The 23,667-nt window shown below is 31.5% G+C and carries 23 protein-coding genes; 2 read left to right on the forward strand and 21 right to left on the reverse strand.

From position 1 onward, the window contains the following. Positions 1-439 precede the first annotated feature (439 nt). The 21 genes from FG167_RS15795 to FG167_RS15895 all read right to left on the reverse strand — a co-directional run bounded on the left by FG167_RS15795 (position 440) and on the right by FG167_RS15895 (position 20,889). Positions 440-1,897, reverse strand: coding sequence for an NAD(P)/FAD-dependent oxidoreductase (locus FG167_RS15795; protein ID WP_203459175.1), 1,458 nt, complete (start codon positions 1,895-1,897; stop codon positions 440-442). Between the two features lie 160 nt (positions 1,898-2,057). Continuing rightward, positions 2,058-3,668, reverse strand: coding sequence for a T9SS type A sorting domain-containing protein (locus FG167_RS15800; protein ID WP_203459176.1), 1,611 nt, complete (start codon positions 3,666-3,668; stop codon positions 2,058-2,060). Between the two features lie 143 nt (positions 3,669-3,811). Next, positions 3,812-4,381, reverse strand: coding sequence for a Pycsar system effector family protein (locus FG167_RS15805; protein ID WP_203459177.1), 570 nt, complete (start codon positions 4,379-4,381; stop codon positions 3,812-3,814). A gap of 10 nt (positions 4,382-4,391) precedes the next feature. Beyond that, a complete protein-coding gene (locus FG167_RS15810; protein WP_203459178.1) occupies positions 4,392-5,231 on the reverse strand; it encodes a restriction endonuclease in 840 nt (279 codons plus the stop codon). Between the two features lie 14 nt (positions 5,232-5,245). After that, a complete protein-coding gene (locus FG167_RS15815) occupies positions 5,246-6,139 on the reverse strand; it encodes a hypothetical protein (protein ID WP_203459179.1) in 894 nt (297 codons plus the stop codon). After that, entirely contained in the window at positions 6,140-6,535 is a 396-nt protein-coding gene (locus FG167_RS15820; RefSeq protein WP_203459180.1) for a hypothetical protein, read from the reverse strand. It lies immediately after the preceding gene. Then, complete coding sequence (locus FG167_RS15825) at positions 6,525-7,289, reverse strand: TIGR00730 family Rossman fold protein (protein WP_203459181.1); 765 nt, start codon at positions 7,287-7,289, stop codon at positions 6,525-6,527. The genes FG167_RS15820 and FG167_RS15825 overlap by 11 nt, the downstream gene beginning before the upstream one ends. An 11-nt stretch (positions 7,290-7,300) precedes the next feature. Then, complete coding sequence (locus FG167_RS15830; protein WP_203459182.1) at positions 7,301-8,422, reverse strand: ABC transporter permease; 1,122 nt, start codon at positions 8,420-8,422, stop codon at positions 7,301-7,303. A 216-nt stretch (positions 8,423-8,638) separates the two neighbouring features. Further along, positions 8,639-9,745: an ABC transporter permease gene (locus tag FG167_RS15835; protein ID WP_203459183.1), complete on the reverse strand. Its 1,107-nt coding sequence runs from the start codon at positions 9,743-9,745 to the stop codon at positions 8,639-8,641. A 294-nt stretch (positions 9,746-10,039) separates the two neighbouring features. Next, complete coding sequence (locus FG167_RS15840) at positions 10,040-10,426, reverse strand: GxxExxY protein (RefSeq protein ID WP_203459184.1); 387 nt, start codon at positions 10,424-10,426, stop codon at positions 10,040-10,042. Positions 10,427-10,547: 121 nt separating this feature from the next. Continuing rightward, a complete protein-coding gene (locus FG167_RS15845; protein ID WP_203459185.1) occupies positions 10,548-11,276 on the reverse strand; it encodes an ABC transporter ATP-binding protein in 729 nt (242 codons plus the stop codon). 41 nt (positions 11,277-11,317) lie between these two features. Beyond that, entirely contained in the window at positions 11,318-12,220 is a 903-nt protein-coding gene (locus FG167_RS15850) for an ABC transporter ATP-binding protein (RefSeq protein WP_203459186.1), read from the reverse strand. 6 nt (positions 12,221-12,226) lie between these two features. Then, entirely contained in the window at positions 12,227-12,685 is a 459-nt protein-coding gene (locus FG167_RS15855; RefSeq protein ID WP_203459187.1) for an OsmC family protein, read from the reverse strand. A 37-nt stretch (positions 12,686-12,722) separates the two neighbouring features. Beyond that, on the reverse strand, positions 12,723-13,625 hold the full coding sequence (locus FG167_RS15860; protein ID WP_203459188.1) for an HlyD family secretion protein: 903 nt from the start codon (positions 13,623-13,625) through the stop codon (positions 12,723-12,725). A gap of 10 nt (positions 13,626-13,635) precedes the next feature. Then, entirely contained in the window at positions 13,636-14,886 is a 1,251-nt protein-coding gene (locus FG167_RS15865; RefSeq protein WP_203459189.1) for a TolC family protein, read from the reverse strand. 89 nt (positions 14,887-14,975) lie between these two features. After that, positions 14,976-15,647 (reverse strand): TetR/AcrR family transcriptional regulator, encoded by a 672-nt coding sequence (locus FG167_RS15870; protein WP_370568389.1) that lies wholly within the window; start codon positions 15,645-15,647, stop codon positions 14,976-14,978. 34 nt (positions 15,648-15,681) lie between these two features. Beyond that, on the reverse strand, positions 15,682-15,978 hold the full coding sequence (locus FG167_RS15875; protein ID WP_203459190.1) for a hypothetical protein: 297 nt from the start codon (positions 15,976-15,978) through the stop codon (positions 15,682-15,684). Between the two features lie 15 nt (positions 15,979-15,993). Beyond that, positions 15,994-17,067, reverse strand: a complete 1,074-nt coding sequence (cydB, locus tag FG167_RS15880) for a cytochrome d ubiquinol oxidase subunit II (protein WP_203459191.1) — start codon at positions 17,065-17,067, stop codon at positions 15,994-15,996. 2 nt (positions 17,068-17,069) lie between these two features. Beyond that, positions 17,070-18,401, reverse strand: a complete 1,332-nt coding sequence (locus tag FG167_RS15885) for a cytochrome ubiquinol oxidase subunit I (protein WP_203459192.1) — start codon at positions 18,399-18,401, stop codon at positions 17,070-17,072. A gap of 234 nt (positions 18,402-18,635) precedes the next feature. Continuing rightward, the gene (locus FG167_RS15890; RefSeq protein WP_203459193.1) at positions 18,636-19,982 is read right to left on the reverse strand and encodes a rhodanese-like domain-containing protein; all 1,347 of its coding nucleotides are present in this window, start codon (positions 19,980-19,982) and stop codon (positions 18,636-18,638) included. Positions 19,983-20,160: 178 nt separating this feature from the next. After that, a complete protein-coding gene (locus FG167_RS15895) occupies positions 20,161-20,889 on the reverse strand; it encodes a peroxiredoxin (protein ID WP_203459194.1) in 729 nt (242 codons plus the stop codon). A 201-nt stretch (positions 20,890-21,090) separates the two neighbouring features. On the opposite strand from FG167_RS15895, the gene FG167_RS15900 reads away from it, so the two are divergent. Together FG167_RS15900 and FG167_RS15905 are read left to right on the forward strand one after the other, a co-directional pair. Continuing rightward, positions 21,091-21,468, forward strand: coding sequence for a hypothetical protein (locus tag FG167_RS15900; RefSeq protein WP_203459195.1), 378 nt, complete (start codon positions 21,091-21,093; stop codon positions 21,466-21,468). Between the two features lie 64 nt (positions 21,469-21,532). Continuing rightward, positions 21,533-23,635, forward strand: a complete 2,103-nt coding sequence (locus FG167_RS15905) for a TonB-dependent receptor domain-containing protein (RefSeq protein WP_203459196.1) — start codon at positions 21,533-21,535, stop codon at positions 23,633-23,635. Positions 23,636-23,667 lie beyond the last annotated feature (32 nt).

Genomic DNA, 23,667 nt, shown 5'->3' on the forward strand with positions numbered 1-23,667 from the left:
AACGAAACTACTGCATCAGTTAACCTTTCGCGTACCTCCATGTCCGCCAGCAACCACAAGCATTATTTTTATACTTAAATAAATAAACTTGAAAAACTGAATAACAGGATTCATCATTTTAAATCTTTGATATTTTGATATTCTCTGTGTCATGATATTTTATTTTTTAATGGTTCTATTGAACGTGTCCTATTTAAAGCATTTATTAAACGATTAAAAAAACACCCCTAAAGTCCCCTCGAGGGGACATTACTCAGATATGATTACTCTAAATCAATAAGTTACCCTAACCTTATTTTTAAGAAAACCTTTTTTTAGTTGGATTCCTATTCTGGAATCAACATTCTGGAATCAACTTGTTTTAGTTGGATTCCTATTCCGGAATCAACTTGTTTTAGTTGGATTCCTATTCCGGAATCAACTTGTTTTAGTTGGATTCCTATTCCGGAATCAACCACCAAAATGGTTTCATTTTAGCTTTATAAATAAAGGCATAATGCAATGCTAATTTTAGCCAATGTCCTGCTAAACCTATTTCGCCAAAGGTCTTCCCTAATTGTCTACCTTGTGTTTTTGGATATTTTTCATAATCTGGAACAATTGGATACGTTGTAATACTTACACCACTTCCTGATGTCATTCCGTAACCAGCAGAAGCAATACAAGCGGCTCCCATATTACCCATAGATCCTTTGTGTTTTAAAGATTCTTTTCCACCTTTTATGGAATCGATAATATTGTCAGCGACTAATTTTGCGGTAATACCAGATGGCATTCCTGTTCTTGGTGGTGCTGGTGAAATCACTGTGCCATTTTTACTAGTTCTTGGTTTAGAAATAGCATGTGGTGGTGCAAATGCAATTCCGGGAGCAAAAATGTTTTTATAACTCGGATTTTGATACGTTTCTGGCCAATCTTTAACCGACCATTCTTCATAAGGTTTTGGCGTATAATCTGCGTCGACAAGCATAAATCCTTTAAACAGTTTCTCTGTAATATCGTTTTCATTTTTATCATAGGCTTTAAAACCATGACCAGAAAACGAAGGAATTAGCATCGCAAAATCATATGCTTCCGTTTTATATTCTCCTTCTAAATTTTCATAATGCGCTATTCCATCTTCCACTTTATTAACTCCTGCGCCAAGTATCCATTTAATGTCTCTATCTTCAAAAACCATTTCGACCATTTCATGAGATTTCATAGTCATACTTCCGTAGCTTAACAACATACCATCCATTCCGAAATCCCCTAATTGGTATTCGTTAGAAATCCATGTAACTTCTGCCATATCACGCACATTATGTCTACGTAATTCCTGTTCTACATTTAATATATACTCAAAAGCCGCACCTTGACAGGTTGATTTTGCATGACCAGTTCCTATTAATATTTTAGCTTTTTTACCAGCTTTCATTTCTTGAATTAGCGCATTTAAACCTTCCCATGCATGATCTGCATGCGTATAGGTACAAACAGAATATGCTTTGTTTTTACCAGGAATTAAACCTTCAGTCGCTTCAAAATTTAATTTCGGACCAGTAGCATTAATTAAATAATCGTACGTTATTTTTTCTTGTTGTCCTTTGTTCTCTCCTACTACATATTCAGATAAAACATACGGTTTATCTTCGATTTTATCTCCTTCCGGGTAAAACGAAATCGCTTTGGCTTGCTTATAGCCAATACCTTTCTTTTTATATAGAGGAGCTAATGGGAAATAGATTTTCTCCGATTTCATTCTTCCAATTCCAACCCAGATGTTAGACGGAACCCATTGATAATTACTGTTAGGCGACACCACAACAACTTCGTGTTTTTTGGGCAGTTTTCTACGCAAATGCGTTGCTGCAACGTGGCCAGCAATTCCGGCTCCTAAAATGACGATTTTAGACATTTTAAATGATTTAGTATTATGAATTTAATTTAAAAATAAGGTCACAAAAAACATTTATCCGTTTGATTATCTGAGGGATAAAAAACCTTAATTATAAAGTAAAGATTGTGTTTTTAAAGGACGTGTACAGTAACTTTTGTTACACATATGAAAAAAATATTTAAAGTTTGATTATTTCTTTATCTATAATATTTACATTATTTTTAAACAACAAAATATACTCGCCAGAATCCATTTTTGTTAAGTCTAAAGCAATCGTTTTTAACCCAATAGATTTCTCTATTATTACAGATTTAATTTTCTTGCCTAAAAGATCATATACTTCTATTGTGGATTTTTCAGTATTTGGAATAAATACTTCAACAGAAAAAATCCCCTTAGATGGGTTTGGATATACTTTTAAATTATAGATATTATTTGAATTAAGCGCAACTTCATCCACACTTAAAGAAGATTTATTAATAAATACTTTAAAAGCCAAGTTACTTGCACTACTCTGTGTACCATCATTGATAAAAAAAATATTTTCTTGAGTACTTTCTATACCTCCAAAAATATACCCAACAAGCGTAGTATCTTCTTGTAAATTATTGATATCTACTATTTCATTAGTTAAATAATTGGTGTTATTATTTAATGGAATAAACTCTGCTCCAGCACCTAAAAATGTTGGCATTTCAATACCCAAACTACTTTCTTCCATGGATCCATCACTAAATCTTGAAACTTTACTAATGGTTTTTACAAATGGTACGTTATCATCTTGTATTAAATTATCATTTTCATCTAATTTGTATTGACTCATACCTCCAAAAAACAAAGTATGCATTATATTGTTTGAAGTATCATAAACAGGGATTATAGCACTATGATACTGACTTAAATATTGATTAAACGAATTATTAACTGTATATCCAGAAGTATTTACATCTACAGTATTTAGCCAAGGTAAATTTTCTATATGCTGAAAAACACCACTAAACATAGTAAAACCGCTACTTCCATCAGGAAAAATTTGTGGTGACATATTATAATCTCTTCTATGTAAATTATCGGTATCGTTTTGTGCTGAATAATTTACTATTGAAAGATTTGTACCATCATCACTTATTTCAAAAGTTCTAATTTCTTCGGTATAATTCTGAATAAAACCAGGCCCATTATCTGGTCCCATCGGATTGTATCTTCCTTCAAAATATTGCCCTCCGCATAAATAAAACACATTATTTAATAAACCTACATGTCCACCAGTAACCGCAAGATTTGTATTTGTAATTTGTCTAAAAAAGGAAACTATACTTGTATTATTTATTACTGCATTAGCTAATCCATCAATATCTATTGCTGTTAATTTACCATAAGTAATATGGTCGTTTTGCATAGTACTATAACCATAACCTCCAATAATGTAAAGTGTATTTCCTCTTTGTATAAATTCTTGATTTGTAGATTGCAACTGTTCAAACATTGCTGCTTGCAAAACACTAATGGTTGTACTCCAAGTTTGATTAGCTGCAGGATCTATAACATAAACACTTTTATTATTATTATTTTCTTGAAAAGCAGCGAAAGGCTGTCTTTGATGTAACCCCTCAGTTCTTCCACCAATAATTATCCATTTCCCATCAGTCGTTTTTCCCCATGAAAATGAATGTACATTTGGTGCATTAGTAAGGATTAAAGGTTCTATTTGAACTGTAAACTGGTCTTGTGCAAATGTATGCACACATGCTAATAAAAAAAGTGTTAATAAAAAATAAATTTTCTTCATAAATAGTTGTTTGAAAAACAAATCTAGGATTAATAAAAATGAAAAATTGTATCTAATGTTACACTACTACAACTTTCTGCTTTTAAACTACTCACAAAAAATTAATTAATTATTAGAATATTGATAGCCTTTAAAATTGATTATTAAAGTTTTGAAAGCGTATAGATAATTGTTGTCATTAAACCTATTAGAAATACTAATACAGAATAATATAAAAGCCGTTGCTTTTTAGATATTACTAGTCCCAGAAAGTATAAGTCATCTATCAATTCATTATAAATAGAATTGCCAGAATTCATAATACGCTCAAATTCTTGCTTGAATTCTACTAGTGATTGTTTTGAAAAATTACCTGCGTATAAAGTTCCTTTATAGCCACTTATTTTAAAACTTTTACCCAAATAACGATGAGGAAGCATGCTAAATAATGCAAATACCATAGATATCATACTACTTAACACTAATATTTTAGTGCCAACATTTACTTGTAACGTTTTACTACTAGAATCAATAAAATGAATACCAAATAGTAGCGATGTAATTATTGAGTTAACAGTTAAAATAATTCTTGCTTTATTATCAACCATTTTTAAAAGATTATAATGGTTTCTTGAAAGTGTTTTAAAAAGCGTTTGTACACCTCTTGAATCATATTTTTCTAATTTCTTTTGACTTAAATTAAAGCCTTTATCTTTTGGAAAGTCATTTTTCATAATTTTAAAATTAAATTATACATAATTGTCTCACTTCATCTAAAACACGCTGAATCCTTAAATCTGATAATCCTATATTTTTCATTTTTCCTTTAGCTAGAATGAGTTCCTTTACTAAAACAACATCATTTTCTATTAGCTGATGCTTTTCTCTTTTATTTAATGTTGTTAAAGTGGTAACAGGATATAAAGCCAACGTGTCAATATTAGCTTTTAATCCATTATTTTTTGGGTAATTCCAACTTAACAAAGTTAAACCAACACATTTTGCATAATTTACAGCATCTTCTGTAAATCTGGTATTAGTCACCAACCAACCTTGTTTTATATGTGTATTATTCTCTGAATTGGTATTCCATTGTTTTTGAATATCTAAAAATCTAGAATTAATATATAATGGTACTTTAACGTTACTTGTAGCTTTAGCATCTGAATGAAATTTACATTCTACAGCATATAAATCCCCGTCTTTTTCAGCCAATACATCAATTTCGTGTGTAACACATTCGCCATTTAAAATAACACTTACTTTGGTTTTATATCCTTTTTCTTTTAATAAAGCACCAACTAACCTTTCAAATGGATAACCTGTAGGACCTAAATCAAATATAGCACGTTTTAAACTATATCGTGAAGCACAAACCTTATTGTGTTTTTTTAATAAAGCAAATGCCTTCTTATAGATTTCATTAGATGACATACCATCATAAATAACGGGTTGAATTCCATGTATAATAGTTTCAATAACACCTTTTGATGCTCCTGCAGATTGTAGGGAATTTTTTAATTTTTCAAACGAAAAAAGTTCCATCTCATCATTGCTCTTTTTAATATAAATTTGCTTTTCCATACTTTCGTATTGTTTTAAAATCTTAAAATTTCGGTCATAATTCCAAATCGGATAACAGACAATTGCTGTTCAAAATAAATATTATAATAATCCATTCCATGATAAAACTGAACAAACAACCCAATATCTTCTAAAAACTTTGGATGATAATAAAAGGTAACACTGGCATTAAATCTTTCCAAATCAAAAACGTCTAAATCATTATAATTATCTAACATTACTGTTGCTTCCGCTTTTAAAGAAAAATTTGCTCTATCGCTATTAGAATCGGTTAAAGGAAACTTAAAAGATGTAAAACTATTATGCAAACGCAACCCACTATATCTTCCTTTTAACTCTGGTAATAACCAACTTTTAGGATGAATCTCAATGGCACTTTTTAAAGTTTTAATGGCTTTTAACTTATTACTATATCCTGTTTTAAGAAAACCGAATTCAACAAAATTAGTTGCAAAATTTCCAGATTGCAAGTTGATCGTGTTGTCTTCATTATAAAATTCACCATCTTGACCGTTAGAATGATGTGCTATTTTCCCAAAGAAAACCAAATAGTTAAGCGCTTCTTTTTTGTTGGCTAGATAATAAAGGGAAATCTGCGGAATATAACTTGGCGTACGAACAGGATACGAATCTTCTCGATACATCCTGATTGTAACTTGAGGTGTTAATACAGCCATAAGTTTAGAATCATTTCGTTTTCTAATAACAAATGACGGATTTACATTAGCCTCAAACATCAAGGGTTCTATATTTCCAATATCTGTTGGGAATGTGATATAACTATCTGTTTGATTGATTAGAGCTAATTTGAACAAATCAAGTTGTGGTATTGTATCAGCTTCCTTTTGCGAAAAAACAACATGTGTAAACCATAAAAATAAAACCAAGATGTACCTGTTTGTTTTCATTTATTTAAGTTGCTTGTTTATAAATAAAAACGCCAGAATTGAAAAACTTAACGTCACTAACATTCTAAAAACCATTGCCTTTATTGTTTTAGCTTCGTGAATTCCACCATTATTAACATAAACTAGTAAAGCTATAAAAGCAATAATTAAGATGCCTAAAGCAACAATTAACGCCCAAAACGTCCACTTTTTGTTTTTTAAAAATCCGAAAACGGCGATTAAATATAAAATACTGCTCATAAAGTTTGTCCAAACTATAAACAAGACATAATTTCCTTCTTTGGCTCTAATGCCAAACCAATCGAAAATTACAGAGCTACTTAAAAATAAAGTGAGCAATGCAAACAGTGCTAAAATAGTAGCACTTACAGTATTGATAATCTTTTTATTTTTCATTTGACAAAGAATTATTAGACGATTCACCAAGCCACCATTTTGGTTTTACATGCTTTTTCACCAATCCAAATTTTTTAATGGTATGTAGTTCAATATGTTTAATCACATCTTCAACAGAATCAGTAACAAATAATAGTTTCATATCTTCTGGACTGATACTTTCATTTTCTGCCATTAATTGAATGTGATGACACAATTCCTTATGATATTCCGAATCGAAAATAACCACAGGAAAATTTTGAATTACTTTGGTTTGAATCAGGATTAAAGCCTCAAATAATTCATCTAAAGTGCCAAAACCCCCAGGCATCACAACAAAACCATAAGAGTATTTTACAAGAATAACTTTGCGTAAAAAGAAGTATGGTATATTAATCCATTTATGCAAATACGGATTAGGCTTTTGCTCGAATGGAAGAATAATATTACAACCTACAGAGTATCCTCCTGCTTCAAAAGCGCCCTTATTAGCAGCTTCCATAATCCCAGGGCCACCACCAGTCATTACTGTAAAACCTATTTTTGCTAAAGCTGCACCAATTTTTTCCGCATTTTTATAATGCTCCGAATCTTTTGTAAATCTTGCAGATCCAAAAACAGTAACACATGGTCCAATAAAATGCATTTTCCGAAAGGCTTTTATAAAGTTAAAAAACACTTTAAAGGCAAAGGATAATTCATTAAAACGAGATAAAGGTCCGCGAACAAACAAAGATTCATCTCTAGATAGCTTTATTTTATTATTAGTCTTCATAACAAGATTTTTTATGTTGTCTTTTTATAACTCCAAACTGCCAACCCATTCATTACAAAAGCATAAAGTGCTGTTTTTAATACCTGTGGAAGAATATCATTTAAACCAGAACCTTTAAGCATGACCATACGCATCACTTCTACAAAATATCGTATGGGGTTAAATTCGGTAAGGGTTTGCGCCCATTTTGGCATGCTTTCTATTGGCGTGAATAAACCACTCATTAATATAAAAATAACCGTAAAAAACCAAGCAATAAACATGGCTTGCTGTTGGGTATCAGTAAAATTGGATATAAACAATCCGATGCCTAAAATCACTAAAATATAAATAGAGGTATAAAAATACATAAGTGTTAAACTACCTAGCATTGGTACATCAAAAATGACTTTTGCTAAAATTAATCCAATAGTTAACAACCCCATTCCTATGACCCAAAATGGAAAAAGTTTCCCTATTATAAACTGGCTTTTTTTAATAGGTGTTACGTTAATTTGCTCTAGAGTTCCTATTTCTTTTTCTCGGACAATATTCATTCCTGAAAGGAAGAGAGTAATCATTGTTACTAGTAAAACTAGTATACCAGGAACCATAAAAGTTTTATAATTTAAGGTTTTGTTATACCAGAATAAAGGAATGGTTTCTATGGCAATTGGCTGTACTTGTTTATCAGAAACCTGTAATACATCCATTTTTATGTTTTGATTAAAACGTTGTATAATTTGGTTGACATAAACATTTTCTACACCTGCAGCTGCACCATCAATTGCGTTAATAGTTATTCCTAAATTGGCATGTTTTTCTATTTGCAAATCCCGTTCAAAGTATTGCGGAATTTGTAAAAGCACATCTATTTCCCCTTTTAGCATTTCAGCACTTGCTATAGCTTCCGAAGGAAAATCGGTTAAAACATTAAAATATGTAGATGCATTAAATTTCTCGACTAATGCTCGAGATGTGGACGAATGATCCTTATCAATATAACCAAACTTGATATTTTTCACTTCAAAAGTAGCTGCGTTTGATAAAATAACGAGTTGCAATAATGGCAAAACAAAAATGATAGGAAGCATGCCTTTATTTCTAAAGATTTGCTTGAACTCTTTTTGTATGATGTATAGAATTGTTTTCATATTATTTCCAGCGTAGGCAGGAATCTTTTAAATTAAACATAGTTACATAAAAAAAACACCCCTTACTTTATTATATTTTACACCCCTAAAGTCCCCTCAAGGGGACAATCCTTCAATTCAACCGAGTGAGCTGTCCCTTTGAGGGGACTTTAGGGGTGTTTTTACGTTTCACTTTTATTCTTCATATTATTTAAAACTACACAGGATCGTTTATTTTCACTCTAATCTAATTTTATATTTCTTCACACTTAATGCAATAAAAAAGATAGTCATTCCAACTAAAATCAAGGTTTCTTTCCATAGATATTGCAATCCCACTCCTTTTAGCATAATGCCTTTTATGATGATGATAAACCATTTAGCAGGAATAATATTACTAATCATTTGTAATGGTAATGGCATACTTGAAATAGGAAAAATAAATCCAGATAACAGAATTACCGGAAGCATGAGTCCCATAAGAGAAATCATCATGGCTGTTTGTTGTGTTGCAGAAATTGTTGAGATTAAAATACCTAATGCTAATGCTGAAATAATGAATAGAATGCTCTCCATTGCTAATAGAAATAAGCTTCCTTGCACAGGCATCTTAAAAATAAAAATACTTAGTACCACAATAACTATTGCGTTAATTACAGATAGAAAAATATACGGAAACACTTTGCCTACAATAACCTGAATTGGTTTTATTGGTGATACTAACAGGATTTCCATGGTTCCCAATTCCTTTTCTTTTGTAATGGAAATGGACGTCATCATTGCAGAAACTAACATTAAAATAATGGTCATCACACCAGGAACAAACATGTACACACTTTTTAATTCGGGGTTATAAACCATACGAGTTCTTGGTATTATTTGATATGCAATAGTGATGTCTTTATTCCAATCTTTTTGATACTGAATAAGAATTGCATTTACATAATTACTAATAGTATTCGCTGTATTTGGGTCTGTAGCATCTGTAATAATTTGGATAGTTGCTTTGTGATCTCTGATTAACTTTTTACTGAAATTTTTTTCAAAATTTAAAACCGCTTTTACTTTTCCTTTTTTGAAAATAGTTTCCACATCGGCTTCTCTGTCCATAAACTGATGAATGCTAAAATATTTTGAAGCTGAAATCTTATTAATAATTTCTTCTGTGGTTGCATCTTTAGAATGATCTAAAATAGCAATATCCACATTATTGATTTCATTAGTAATAGCGAAACCAAAGAGCATAATTTGAGCAATAGGCATTCCGAAGAGAATAAACAACGAGCGTCTATCTCTAAAAATATGGTAGAATTCCTTTTTTATGAAGCCTATGAATCTTTTCATTTCTTATTATTTTTTCCGCAGATTTCACTGATTACCGCAGGTCTTTTTAATCCCATTATATTTGCTTCTGCGTAAATCTGCAAAATCCGAGGATACTATTTTTTTTTATAATCCATTTACTTTTCTAATTCATTCTAGACTTTAAAAATCGCGCCTCAGATTATATAGGATAATTCATTTTCCTTTTTTCTTTCATAGGTTCTTTATTTTTTCTCCCGCAGATTTCACAAATAATCGCAGATTCTTTTAGTCTCTTTTCTGCGTAAATCTGCAAAATCCGCGGGATACTATTTTTTATAATCCGTTTACTTTTCTAAAAATTCCTTTTGTAATATCTTCGACATTGAAATTCACTAAAATACCTAGCTTAATTTCGGAAAGCTTTAAATATGTTAAAACTTGTTTATGATGTACTTTTGCTAAAGTTTCTACTGATTTAATTTCTATTATTACTTTATTATTTACCAATAAATCTAGTCTGTAGCCAATTTCTAATTCTATATCATCATAAAATATTGGCAACGCTACTTGTCTTTTTACAGATAATCCTTGCTTTTCTAATTCATACATTAAAATAGTTTCATAAACTGATTCTAATAAACCTGGTCCTAATTCATTATAAACTTTAAAAATTGCGCCTCTGATTATATAGGATAATTCATTTTCCGTTTTTTCTTCCATAGGTTATTTCTTTTTTCTTCCGCAGGTTTCATAAATAATCGTAGATTCTTTTAGTCTCTTTTCTGCGTAAATCTCCAAAATCCGCAGGATACTATTTTTTAAACATCCGCAGGAAACTTTTTCATCCACGTGCTAGTTTTAAAAACACATCATTCATATTATCTACTTGAAACTGCTCTTTTAATTTTTTTGGTGTATCTAAAGCTTCTATTTTCCCATTAACCATAATAGAAACTCGATCGCAATATTCGGCTTCATCCATATAATGTGTGGTTACAAAAACGGTTGTTCCTTGGTTGGCTGCTTTATAAATCATTTCCCAAAACTGTCGCCTAGTAATAGGATCTACTCCTCCAGTTGGTTCATCTAAAAACACAATTTTCGGATCATGAATTAAAGACACAGAAAAAGATAGTTTTTGTTTCCATCCTAAAGGTAAAGCACCAACTAATTGGTTTGCGACTTCTTCCAATCCTAATTCTTCAATCAAGATTGCTGTTTTTTCCTTTATTCGTTTTCTAGATACGCCATAAATTCCGCCAAAAAACATAATATTTTCTTTCACCGTTAAATCGTCATACAAAGCAAATTTCTGACTCATATAGCCAATATTTTTCTTGATGTCTTCGGCTTGTTTATAAACATCAAACCCTGCAACACTAGCTTTTCCTGCTGTAGGTTTAGAAATACCAATCAACATTTTCATCGCTGTTGTTTTTCCTGCTCCATTAGCTCCTAGAAAACCAAATATTTCTCCTTTTTTAACTTCAAAAGAAATAGCGTTTACTGCTGTAAAATCACCAAACATTTTGGTTAGATTTTGAGCTTCTATGACGTTGTTATTGTTCATTTTTTTTATTTAAACCTAAAAGGTTTTCAAAACCTCGCAGGTTAATTTGCTAGTTCCATGAAGGTATCTTCAATAGTTGCTTCTGTTTTTTTTATTTCCACATTAGAAAGATTCTTAGATTCTAAAAACAGCATTAAATCTTTAGGATTAAAATCTGCTCTACGATCTGTATAGTGTACAAACTCACCAAAAGGATAGACGCTATGGTTGTATTCATAGGCCTTTAAACTATTAATAAGTTGATAGGTATTGTTTGCCCTAACGTTGTAAATCTGTTTTGGATAATGCTTCACAATAGCTTGAGGAGTGTCCATCTGCAAAATTTTCCCATCTTGAATTAAAGCTATTCTGTCACACAAAGCCGCTTCATCCATATACGGCGTAGAAACTAAAATGGTAATTCCTTTTTGCTGTAAACGTTTCAACATTTCCCAAAACTCTTTCCTAGAAACGGGATCCACTCCTGTAGTAGGCTCATCTAAAAACAACACTTTCGGTTTGTGAATTAGTGCACAACACAAAGCGAGTTTTTGTTTCATACCTCCAGATAACTTTCCTGCTCTACGCGTTTTAAAGGGTTCTATCTGAACGTAAATTTCTTTTATTAAATCGTAATTTTGTTCTATGGTAGTTCCGAAGATAGTTGCAAAAAAGTTCAAGTTTTCTTCCACTGTTAAATCTTGATAGAGTGAAAATTTTCCTGGCATATAGCCAACACTATTTCGAATCTTTTTATAATCTGCGACCACATCAAAACCAGCAACTGTTGCTGTACCTTCATTCGCAATTAAAAGCGTGGTTAGAATTCTAAACAGCGTTGTTTTTCCTGCTCCATCAGGTCCAATGAGTCCAAAAAGCTCCCCTTCTTTCACTTCAAAAGAGATGTCTTCTAAGGCTTTTACGTTTTTATACGATTTGCTAATATGACGGACAGATATACTCACTAGGTTTTAATTTTGAATACTAATTTTAGCTTCCATTGTTATTTTTGAAGTCACAGAGTTTGAAATTAAACAAGCTTTTTCTGATTTTTCTAAAATACGTTCTGTGCGTTCTCTTTTAGACGCATCGGTAATCACAACCTCTGGAAATAATAATACTTCGCTAATTACAAACTTGCCATCTACTTTTTCGAGTATTCCTTTCGATTCACATGTAAAACTGATATACTCTAGTTTAGAATATTCAGCAATTGCTAAAAAAGTAGTCATTAAGCAACTACTTATTGCTGCTGTAAATAAATGTTCTGGAGTCCAAATATTAGGCATTCCACCGGGGAATTCTGGAGGTGTTGCAACTTCGATACAATTCGTTTCGTTGGTTGTATTATTTTTTAATTCTGGTGAACATAAAGTTCCTTTTCGGTCTTGCGTCCAATTTACATTGACGTTATAAATATGTTTTTCCATGAGAATCTATTTTAATTATTTTACTGATTTTTTATTGTTAATTTTCTTCAGAATCATGTATCCATAACTCTGCAGGCATTCCAATTTTTAGGCTGCCATCATTTTTCACATCCACTTTTACGGCATAAACTAAAGCTACGCGCTCTTCTTTAGTTTGAATAATTTTTGGTGTAAATTCTGCTTCGGAAGCAATCCAACTAATTGTACCTTTATACGATTTCATAGCGTCTACATCATCGATTTTCACCGTAACTTCTTGTCCGATTATAATATTCGCCAATTGTGTTTCGCTAATGTAAACACGTAATTGCATGGTATTTAAATCGGCAATTTTATACAATGGTTTTCCAAAAGCTGTAATTTCATTAGGCTCTGCATATTTGGTTAAAACTGTTCCATTTACAGGATTTACGATTTTACTTTTTCCAATTTGATCTTCAATTTGTTTTACCTGAACATCGATAGCTTTCAATTCATTAACCACAGGTGCATTTTGAATTTCTACGCTTCTAATTTGATTTTTAATCACATCTATTTCTCCAGCAACATCATCCAATTGTTTTTGTGTTCCTGCATTATCTTTTATTAAATTTTCTGCTCGCACTTTATTGGTGTTTGCTGTTTTCAATTTTGCATTTAGCACATTAATTTGTGATAATACACCTTTTGATTTGGAACCAATTACTGTTTTAGACACTTTTAATTGTTCCCGTTTTAATGTTAATGGAATGGTATCGATATAACCTATAAATTGTTCTTTTAAAAGCACATCACCTTCATTCACGTCAAATTGCATTAGTTTTCCGTTATTCTCTGCAGAAATAGTAATTTCTGTTGCTTCAAAATTGCCATAGCCATCTGCTTTTTTGGTATCGTTTCCGCAGGAAAATAAGCTTATTGCTATAAAACTTAATCCGAATATATATGTGTTCTTTCTCATATTACTATTTTTATTGACCTTTAATGACATTGTAATTTGCTTTCGCTAGTTGTAGCTGAATTTCATGTTTTACTAACGTATTCTCATCTTCGTATAAATTGGTGAGTTCTGTAATGTAAGCTGAAGACGTAATCACTCCATTTCTAAGTTGTGCATCTGCCGATTGAAGTACCTCTTTTCTGAGGTTTATAATTTCTTGATCGGAAGAAATAAAAGTTTCCATTTTATGGATTTCTTTTTGTTGTTGATGTAACTCGATGTTGGTATTCAGTTTAAAAACTTCGGTTTCATTATCCACAATATCCTTATTAATGAGTAAGGATTCCCGTTGTTTTTTATTGGCATTCCAATCGAAAACATTCCAATTTAATTTCACACCAACCGTATAAAATGTTTGAAAGGAATTATCTAGCATATTCAACCCTGGATTACCATAACCACCAGTTGCAAACCCAAGTAATTTAGGTGCGTTTTGCTTCGACAACAAACTTTCCGAATTTTGGATTTCTTCTTTTTTAAGTTGAAATAATTCCAATTCGGGTCTGTTTAAGTCCGCTTGTAATTCTGTCTCTAAAAGTGGACTTTGAAATAATGTTTCAGTAGTTAAAGGCTTACTTATGACGCTAGAAAGTGTTTCCAACAGGGACATTTTATTGCTTTCCAATTCTTGAAACTGTTGTCCTATTTTCAATAATTCGGCCTCCAAAATCCTATCGGAAGTTGGTAGCATCACACCATACTTTATTCCGGACTGTACTTCTTTAAGTTTGGCTTCTACTTGCGTTTGTTTCGCCTTTAGTAATAACTGAGATTCTTGTGCTAATAAAATAGAAAAATAGAGTTGATTGATTTGTTGTTTTAATTGGTACAAACTGACTTCCACCTGTTTTTGCTTCGTATGGAGTTGCGCAGATTTTAAATCTAAAGAAGCATCTGTTGCACCTCCGTTATAAATTAGTTGATTTACAGAAACCGTTGCACGGTATTGATCTTTATTTAATGGTTCTATACCAGACATTGCAAGAGGAAATTGTAGGACATCTGATTGATATGTTGCTTGTGCATCTAAATAAATTTGCGGTAATTTTGATGTAGAAATAACTTCTACATCTAATTTGTTTTGTGCATCTAGTAATTGTGATTGCTTAGCCAATGGGTAATTTGCGGTTACTAAATGGTAACATTCCTCTAAAGTGATACTTTCTTGCGCAACACTTGACCACCCAAAGGAGAGTAATAGAATGATTAATAACTGTTTCATGTTTTATATTTATTGTTTTTTATAGGAATTTGTTGTTCGCTGATTAATCATTCCCTTTCGGGGTAATCTTTTAACACGCTCCTTTCATTTTATGTATTCTTTATTGCATTAATAATAAAGTCGGCAACTTCTGTTTTACGCGCTTCCATTAATTGATTGTAGGCTTCATCATCTGCATTTATAAATGCCAGGATTAAAGGTTTAGCTACAAAAGGAAAAATGTTTAGCGCCATAATATTCAGGAATAGTTGTTCTGCAGAAATGGGTTTAATAATGCCTTGTTCCACTTCACTATCTACTTGCTTCTTGAATTTTTCAATATTTGGAAAACCATTGGTATCTTTCATTTTTAGAAGAAACTCTGGGTTTCTATTGAGTTCTTGAATAATAAAATTTGGTAAATACGGATGTTTCACAATAAATGTTATGTAATCTGATGTAAAGTTTTTCACCTTCTCTTCAATAGAAGAATCATCATTTAAAATAGCATTTAATTGTGGTGCTAATAAGCTAAATGCATTTTTAAAAACCGCTTCAAACAACAACTGCTTACTTCTGTAATAATAATGAAGCATTGCTTTGTTAATTCCTGCTTTATCGGCAATTTCTTGCATACGAGCCCCATCCATTCCTTTAGATTGAAAGATATGTTTTGCTGCATCTAAAATCTGCTCTTCTGTATTTTCGTCTTTTAATTTTTTCATCACAACTACATGGTTTAACCAAGTGGTTAACAAATGTATAATGAATTCTAATGGCATAAAATGATTTATATCATATACCTTTAGTAAATAGTTATTTATTCAACTTATTATAAATTAACTTCATGGCTATTACTCCTAAAACGCCTCCTGAAATGGAAACCAGACAATTAACAAGGAATAAGCCAATATGAAACATACCGTTATCCATTATTGATAAGGGATCAAAACCTAGTCTTCCGAAGGATTTAATAAGGAATATGCTTCCAAAAACACCTGCAATGGTATTTCCTATCACACCAAAGGAGTACTTTTTATACCTAGCTCCAGTTACATTAGCTGCAATGATTCCTATTAGAATACTTAATAAAGAAATTAATGTTTCTGTCATAATAGTATTTTTATACTAATGGCCATAATCCATTTTATCTACTTTTCCTCCCATTAATCTTTTTTGAACAATGAAGTAAACAATAAGAAGAATAAAACCAATAATTGCCCAATTTAAAGCAACAGACAATCCATAATTTTCTGCAGCAGTATTGTAAATAGTTAAGTGGGGATTAACGCTATTTATGGATGGCAATATTACTGGAAATAAAGATGCTAAAGAAGATGTGATTCCGCCTAAAATTAGTAAGGTTGAAAACACAAACCCTTGACTTTCTTTTTTGAATTTTTTAATAAAAAACAACCCAATTAATCCTGTAAAATAAATAAGAGGAAAAACAATTAAATACGGCTTCCTCATAAAATTATCTAACGAATTAGGATTTACTATTTGCCATACAAATAAGGAAAAAACAGTAAGTACTGCTAGTGCTATATTCAACTTAAAAATAACGCCTTTAAGTTTCTTATTAATGGATGCATTGGTTTTTAAAATCACCCAATTGGCACCATGAATAGCTAAGGTTACCACAGAAATTAAACCTATAATTAGTGTAAACCAATCGATTATTCCAGGGGTATCACTTAATGGACTAAAACTACTATCCCATAAAGGAAGGAAAAAATAATGCCCTTCATAAACGGAGACTCCGTTTTTCACGCCTCCTAAATTTACACCTCTTACAATATTACCCAAAGCAATACCAAAGAATAATGCCAATAACAAACTAGAAACGCCAAACGATTTATCCCAAATATCTTTCCACATTTGATACTTAAATTGTCCTCTAAATTCCAACCCAATGGCTCTAAAAATAATTAACCAAAGAACAATTATTAACGGTAAATAAAATCCACTAAAAACGGATGCGTAAAACGTTGGAAAAGCCATAAAAAGCATACCTCCTGCTGCTACTAACCAAACCTCATTAGAATCCCAAAATAAACCTGCAGATTTTGCGATTACTTCTTTATCTTTTTCTTTTTTAGCGAAGAATAAATGAATGATTCCGGTTCCAAAATCATAACCATCTAAAATAAAAAATACTGCTAAAACAATAGCGATTGCTATATACCAAAATACTTCCATAATTAATGTGTTTGCGGTTTAGGACCTTGATTAATCGTTTTTCCAACTAGGACTAAAAATAATAAACCTAGCAGCATATATAAAGCAACAAAACCAAGTAAGGTAAATAATGTGTTACCTGAAGATACTGTAGGCGAAATACCATCGCTCGTTTTTAATAAACCGTAAACTAGGTAAGGTTGTCTTCCTAATTCTGCCGTATACCAACCTGTAAGGTTTGCGATGTAAGGAAATGGAACTAAAAACATGATGGTCCAAAGTAATGGTTTTAATGTATATAATTTTTTTCGCCATAAAAAGAAAAGCGCAAGTGCCATTACACCAATAAAAATAGTACCTAAACCAACCATTATATGATACGAATAATATAACGCTGGAATATTACTTGGCAACTCTTCTTCTTTAAACTGATCCATTCCAGCGATTTGTTTATCCCATTCTTGGTAGGTTAAAAAGCTTAATATATTTGGTACAGCAATTTTATTATCTAATTTTTTCTCCACCATATTAGGTTGACCTACTAATACAATTTCGGCTCCTGCTTCTTCGGTTTCAAAAATCCCTTCCATAGCAGCAAAAGATGCTGGTTGGTATTTTGCAACATTTTTAGCATTCCAATCTCCTGTTGGAAAAGCAACTAATACACTAGATATTAATCCGAAAATCACTCCTGTTTTTAAGAACAGCTTTCCGTATTCTGTTTGTTTATTTCTTAACACATAAAAAGCACCTATACTTGCTACAACAAAAGAAGACGTTACCACAGAAGCTAATTGATTATGTAAAAAGGCCGGTAGCAACCAAGGATTACTAAACAGGGCGGAAAAATTTTGTAGTACATATTTACCATTATCTAAAATTTCATAACCTACAGGATGTTGCATCCAAGCATTGGTAGCCAGAATAAACCATCCACTTGCCCAAGACCCTAAAAAGACGAGAAAACCTGTTAAGAAGTGAAGTTTTTGCCCCATTAGTTTTTCACCAAAAATAAAGAGTGCTAAAAAGGAAGATTCTAAAAAGAAAGAAAACATGCCTTCCATTGCCAAGGTTTGACCTATAATACCACCTGTAAGTTCTGAAAATTTTGCCCAATTGGTACCAAATTGAAATTCCATAGGAATACCTGTTACCACTCCCATTGTGAAATTAATAGCAAATATCTTCATTAAGAATTTTGCAGCATTATTATATTTTTCAATATTATTTCTTAGATATTTCCATTTCAAAAAGACTATCAATAATGATAGTCCCATAGTTAATTGCGGAAATATATAATGAAAAGTGATAGTAAATGCAAACTGCAATCTATCGTAAAAGAGCATGTCTTCCATATCCTGATTTTTAGATTGTAAAAATACGACACATACCTTTAATCCTGTGTAACTTTTATCACAAAAAGCCTCTAAAAAGAGGCTTTTTCAAATTATTAATTTAATTAATTACTTTTAAGAATAATATCTACTATTACCTCTTTATCCAATTTCTTCATACAGAAAAACCAATAGATATATTCGAAATAAAACTGTTTTTAAAACCATCCAAATATTTCATTTATAGGTTTATACTTACTCATTAAACGATTTAACTGCGTCGCTTAGGTCATATACTGCAATAGTATCTATTAAATTTGAAATAATACTGCTACCTGCAGCACTTCTATATCCACCAGCGCAATGCACTACAATAGGTTTATCTGTAGGTATTTCATTTTTAGAAGCTCTTAACTGATTTAAAGGAATAGAAATAGCATTTTTAAAAATCTTACCTTCCCCTACTTCGCTAGTATTTCGGATATCAATAATAGTATATTGATTTGGATGTTTTTTAAAATCTTCTATATCGAATAATTTGGATGTTTCAAATTTATTAGCTCCTAGAGTTATAACGGATTGGATTTGTTTTTCGTAACCAATTTTAGCTATACGACTAAGAACTCTTTCTCGATCATCAATTGAGTTAATTACTAAATGAAATGCTTCCTTAGGCTCGACTATAGAACCCAACCAGGTTTCCAACTTATCCTCTTCGGTTTCTCCAATAATATTAATACTTCCTTTAAGATGATTGTTTTTAAAACGAGACGCACTTCTTACATCAATAATTAAACTGTCGTCATACTTAAAATCTGTTATTCCAAATGAGAAAAGTACACCGCAAAATGTAGTTTCAAAATCATCTGCACCTTCTTTATTTATAGCAACGTTAAATCCGAAATAAGAAGGAATAAAAGGTTGATCTTTTAAAATGTGATTTTTAAATTGATCTACTGTTAAATCTTTAAAAGCCCAATTTTCATTACGTTCTCTTCCTAAGGTACTAGAAGGATCTGCACTCATGTTTTTACCACATAAAGAGCCCGCTCCATGTGCAGGATATACTATTGTGGCATCTGTTAAGTGATTAAATTTATCCTTAATTGTGTAGTACATGCTTTGTGCTAACTCTTCTCTTTTCGCTTTCATATTACCCGCTTTTTCTCTTAAATCAGGTCTTCCAACATCTCCAATAAATAAGGTATCTCCAGAGAACATCACATGATTATTTTCTGAATCGGTAGCAATAATGGTAATGCTATCTGGTGAATGTCCTGGAGAGTTAATTGCAGAACAAGCAACATCTCCAATTGTAACCGTATCACCATCATCAAATGCTTGGTGGGCATACGTAGCGCCAACCAATTTACTCACATAAATTTTTGCATCCGTTTCTTTATGTATTTGCAAATGACTACTCACAAAATCTGCATGTGGATGTGTTTCAAAAATAGCTATTATTTTTGCATCGTGTTTTTCTGCTAATTCGTAATAAGGTTTTGGATCTCTTGAAGGATCTATAATAGCCATTTCATTATTACTTATTATAGCATAAGAATAATGTGCCAATGGTTTGTCTTCAAACTGTATTACATTCATATTTTTTTTCTTTATTGGTTCATTTATATGACGAAAAAATCAGTCATCTTTTAAATTTAAAACTAAAATTTAAAAGCAGCATTATATTTTTCTATTTTGATAAGAATATACTACGTATTATGAATTAAATAAAAAAAAGAGCCCCTGATGTAGAGACTCTTTTTAGTTTAAATTTATTTTACTTTTTAAGAATAGCATCTAATAATACGTCTTTATCCAATTTCTTCGTACAGAAAAACCAGTCTTTACAATCTAAATCTTCTGTTGAAGTCATTCTCTCTTCAGCAACACCACAAGATCCAGCTGGAGATACAATAACATCATCTCCAGGATTCCAATCTGCTGGAGTAGCCACATTAAATTTGTCTGAAGTTTGCATTGCTATTAAAGCTCTGTAAAGTTCATCAAAATTACGTCCTAAACTTAATGGGTAATAAATTAATGCACGAACCGTACTTTCTGGATCCACAAAAAAGACTGCTCTAACCGCTTGTGTTTTGCTTTCTCCTGGTTGAATCATTCCATATTTTTTGGCAACATTCATAGAGATATCTTCAATTAAAGGAAATTTAACTTCGATGTTTTTCATTCCGTTAAATTCAATTTTATCTTTAATAGTTCTTAGCCAAGCAATATGACTGTACAAGCCATCAATAGATAAACCTATAAGACTACAATTTGCTTTTTTAAATTTTTCTTCTAAATGTGCAAATGTGATAAACTCTGAAGTACAAACAGGCGTGAAATCTGCTGGATGACTAAATAATATAGACCATTGTCCTTTATAATCTGAAGGAAAATTAATCTCTCCTTGTGTGGTTACCGCCGTAAATTCTGGTGCTTTATCTCCTATTCTTGGCATAGTAAAAACCTCTTGTTGCTGTTGTGTTGTTTCTAAAGTATTCATAATTATATATCGATTTAATTTATTTTTCTACTGTAAAATTAAACCACAAATCGTTGCCAGTTTGTAACATTTGTCACTTAAACCATACAAAAATCTTATACAATTATAAGTATAATTAATAATGGATAAAAAAGTCCTATTTAATTCGAAACATGATAAAAATCATCTTTAAAAGAATTGCTATCTCCTATTTTTGTAGCAATGAAAATAAGCACTTACATATTTGCCGTTATTTTAACAACACTACTACTATTTAATAGTACAAGAGTGTCGTTAACCTATGCGTACTATAATATGGATACTGTTGGATTTATAGAAAATTTTTGCATAAATAAAGACAAGCCAGAATTAAATTGTAATGGAAAATGTCATTTAAATAAGGTTGTTCAATCACAAGATCAGGATCAAAAAACACCAGAGAGTATTATTGATTTTAAAGAACTTATCTTATTTTCAACGGCATTAGAAACTCTTATTTTTCACCAAAAAGAATACATTAAACAAAAGAATATAAGCGATTATTTGAATCTATATTCGTTTCACAATAGCAACGATTGTTTTCATCCTCCTAGAGTATAATTTTATTCCAATATAGGTAGTTTCATCTACCATAAGCAAAGAAATAAAATTAAACACATTACATATGAAAACATTATATGGGGTACTACTATGTACCCTAATTACAGCTATGTCTTTTGGGCAAGAACAAAACGAAATCAAAAAAGACACTACAGAACAAAAAGAAACCAAACTAGATGAAGTTATTGTAACTGGAAATCTAAAAAAGGATCCCGTATTAACCGTTGTTGCTAATAAATATGACGAAAAAATTGTACAACCTAAAAACGTTGCCGATTTGTTTAATAACATCAACGGATTTTCGGTAATAAAAAGAGGGAACTATGCTATTGATCCTTCCTTTAGAGCTTCACAATACGAACAATTAAACATTCAATATGATGGAGGTACTAAAGCAATGCATGCTTGTCCGAATAGAATGGATCCTATAACCACACATATTATTCCTGAAGAAATAGCGAAAATTGAAATCATCAAAGGACCATATACAGTGCGTTACGGAGCAACTTTTGGAGGTATTGTAAATTTGGTAACCCAAAAACCAGATTATGAAGATTATGGGGTACATGGAAAAGTATCTGCTGGTTATGAAAGCAACGGAAACTCTTTAGTAAACCTAGCACAACTGCAATATATTCAAGAAAAATATGATATCGTTGCTAATGCTGGTTACAGAGATTTTGGTAATTATGAAGATGGCGATGGCACCGAAATCCCTTCGTCTTTTAGAAGTACCGATTACGGAATAAAACTTGGGTATAACTTCTCTGACGACCAACGTTTACAAGCGCATTGGAGACAATCTTTTGGTCGTGATGTACTACATGCTGCATTGCCAATGGATACCGAATATGATAATAGTAGTATTCTCTCTTTAGATTATAAACTGGATAATATTGGTGAAGTAGTAAAATCATTAACTGCAAAAGCCTATTATAGTTATGTGGACCATTTAATGACCAATGACAATAGACCGTCTTTTATGATGATGGAAGCAGCTTCTGCTGTAGATGCTACAACCATTGGTGGAAAATTAGAATTGAACTGGAAACCTTTAGAAAAACTAAATGTGTTTTCTGGTTTGGATGCCATGCATATTGCTAGAGATGGAGGAAGAACTCGATTGATTAAAATAATGAATGGCAACCCATTACCAACTCCTATGACATTTAATGATAAGGTTTGGCAAGATTCTTATATCACAGATTTAGGAGTATTTACAGAAGTTAAATACAACATCAACCCTAAAAACATATTTACAGCTGGTATTCGTTATGATAATGTAACATCAGATATTCAGGATCCTGAAGCTGATTTTGCTGCAATGTATGACTTAGAGAAACGTACAGAACATAATGTTAGCGGAACGGTTTCTATTAAAAACAGAGTCTCTGATAATTTCACTTTAGAGGCTGCTTATGGTCGCGGAATTCGTTCTGCAAATATGATAGAGCGCTTTATTAATCACTTTACTGTTGGACAAGATCCTTATGAATATATTGGAAACCCAAATTTAAAAGCTGAAGTTAATAATCAATTTGAAATTGGTTTTAAAGGAAGACAACCTTTGCAGCATGGTTTTAATAGCTTTAAATACGAAACGTCTTTCTATTATTCTTTCTTTGAAAACTATATTGTTGGTGTAATAGATCCAACTATTACTAGAAAATTTAATCCTACAACAGATCCTACTAGTGTGAAAGTATTTCAAAACATAGACGAAGCATATAAAACTGGTTTTGAAGCTATGGCGCAAGTCGATTTTTTAAATGACTATTATTTTAAAACAGAGTTTGCTTATGTATATGCAAAAAACAAAGATTTAAAAGAATCTTTACCTTTAACTCCTCCGCTTACTACAAAGTTAAGTTTAGGATTTCAAAAAGAAAAATTCTGGGGAAGCGTTCAATATAATGTCGTTTCAAAACAAGAAAATATTTCTAAAAGTTTTGGGGAAACAGAGACCGACGGTTATCAAACTTTAGACGTCCGTTTTGGAGTAAAACCTATGAAGAATATTACATTAGGTGTTGCTGTACTTAATGCTTTAGATGAAGCTTACAATAGCCATTTAAACTTCTCATTTACCAACCAAGCGAATTTTGGAAGAACACCTATTACAGAACCAGGTCGTAATTTTTCCGCTTTTTTACAGTATAAATTTTAATACAGAATTTGATATAAACAAAAAAAGTAGCG

The organism is Lacinutrix sp. WUR7, from assembly GCF_016864015.1.
GTDB lineage: Bacteria > Bacteroidota > Bacteroidia > Flavobacteriales > Flavobacteriaceae > Oceanihabitans.